The organism is Labilibaculum manganireducens, from assembly GCF_002843385.1.
In the GTDB taxonomy this organism is placed as follows: Bacteria; Bacteroidota; Bacteroidia; order Bacteroidales; family Marinifilaceae; genus Labilibaculum; species Labilibaculum manganireducens.
The window spans coordinates 1-1,799 of sequence record NZ_MVDE01000081.1; the positions used below are offsets into that span (position 1 = coordinate 1).

A 1,799-nucleotide genomic window follows, 5' to 3' on the forward strand; every position below is an offset into this window, starting at 1 on the left:
AAGCCAACCGGCAAAAGTCTGAACTGACGAACAGGAACGGGATATGAGGCATAATTATCTGGGTAAGTAGGCACATCACTGCAAAGCCCAACGAGTACCAAAAGGATATTTATGTAGATCCCGCAGGATTAGACGGAAGGACATTTACCTTACCAAGGGAGATCTCATCAACCACGTGTTGGTTATGGTGAGAATTGGAGCGAAGCGGAAATCGCGAATGCCATTTGAAATTATTTTATGAGCAACTCAGCCGAGGCCATAGTAGCTGTAAGACAACGAGCCACAAATAGAGATTGTGGAGGACTCACTGAAGCAGTGAAGGGCTGAACGTTAAGTTGTTCCAAATGTTGCAAAGAAGCTGTTGTTTTTAGGCTCTAGCTTTGCATTAAGCGGAACAGGGAAAAGAAAAAGTAAACTAAAATGATTGAACAAATACTAACAGGAAAGAATCTGCTGCGAGCGATGTATCAAGTCCAAAAGAACCGAGGTTCAGCTGGAGTTGATCGTATGCCCGTGACTAAACTCTCAGATCTGATGTCAATTGACAAATCAGAACTGACACAGAGTGTTCGTTCGGGTAAATATTTGCCACAAGCCATTTTAGGAGTAGAGATTCCAAAAGGGAACGGGAAGATGCGCTTATTGGGTATTCCGACTGTAACCGACCGTTTGCTTCAACAAGCGGTACTTCAAATTATCACGGCAAAGTTTGAGTTCGAATTTTCGGACTTTAGCTTTGGGTTCAGACCGAACCGAAGCCTGCATCAGGCAGTAATAAAAGCTCAGGGATACATCAACGACGGCTATCAGCATATTGTTGATATTGACTTGAAGACCTTCTTTGATGAAGTGGATCATTGTCATTTGTTGCAACTGCTTTATCGAAAGATCAAATGCAAAGCAACAATGCGTTTAATCCGCAAATGGCTGCGTGCCCCGATTTTAATCGAAGGCAAGTTGGTCAAACGCAGAAAAGGCGTACCGCAGGGGAGTCCACTGAGTCCGTTACTGTCCAATATCATGCTACATGAACTGGATCGGGAACTGGAAAAACAGGGACTGAAATTTATCCGCTATGCCGACGATTTTAGTATTTATACCAAATCGAAAGCTACCGCCCGAAGAGTTGGCAACAAGGTTTACAAGTTTTTACGAAATAAACTCAAGTTGACAATTAATCGGGAAAAGAGTGGCATTCGGCGACCTGTTCATTTTACCGTTTTGGGTTTTGACTTTGTGCCGACCTATAAGAAAGGTGAACGGGGCAAGTACCAATTGGTAGTATCCGACAAGAGTTGGAAAAAGCTGAAACAAAAGCTAAAAACCATCACTCGTAAAACGACACCGATGAGCTTTGAAGAACGCATCCAAAAACTGAAAGAGGTTCAGCGAGGTTGGGTAAATAACTTCCGTATGGCAAGTATTCAAAACAAACTCGAAGATCTTGACGGTTGGTTGCGCAACAGGCTCAGGTATTGTATATGGCACCGATCCTCGGGAGAAGAAACCTGAAAAGAAAAGGCGAAGCCTTATCCGCTTGGGCGTTCAACAAGGACAAGCCTATGCATGGAGTCGATCACGAATGGGTGGTTGGGCGATAGCTCAGAGTCCAATTCTGAGAACGACTATTACCCTTGAAAGATTGCGGAAACGTGGTTATGAATCTATGCTCGACATTTACAAACAAATCACGCCTGTTAGACGTGATTCTTTATTCCCCTTAACTTAATCCCGATTCCTCGGGACCGTATACGAGACCCGTACGTACGGTGGTGTGAGAGGCACAGTGGCGGTCAATA

Annotated in this window: 1 protein-coding gene; it reads left to right on the plus strand. The window is 44.1% G+C overall.

Annotation, left to right across the window (positions count from 1 at the left end; translation table 11 throughout):
• Positions 1-462: 462 nt before the first annotated feature.
• On the plus strand, positions 463-1,512 hold the full coding sequence (gene ltrA / locus BZG01_RS21245) for a group II intron reverse transcriptase/maturase (RefSeq protein WP_245870462.1): 1,050 nt from the start codon (positions 463-465) through the stop codon (positions 1,510-1,512).
• Positions 1,513-1,799: the final 287 nt, after the last annotated feature.

Coding starts and splice junctions, on each gene's coding strand:
- ltrA (WP_245870462.1), top strand. CDS start 463: ATGTATCAAGTCCAAAAGAACCGAGGTTCAGCTGGAGTTGATCGTATG.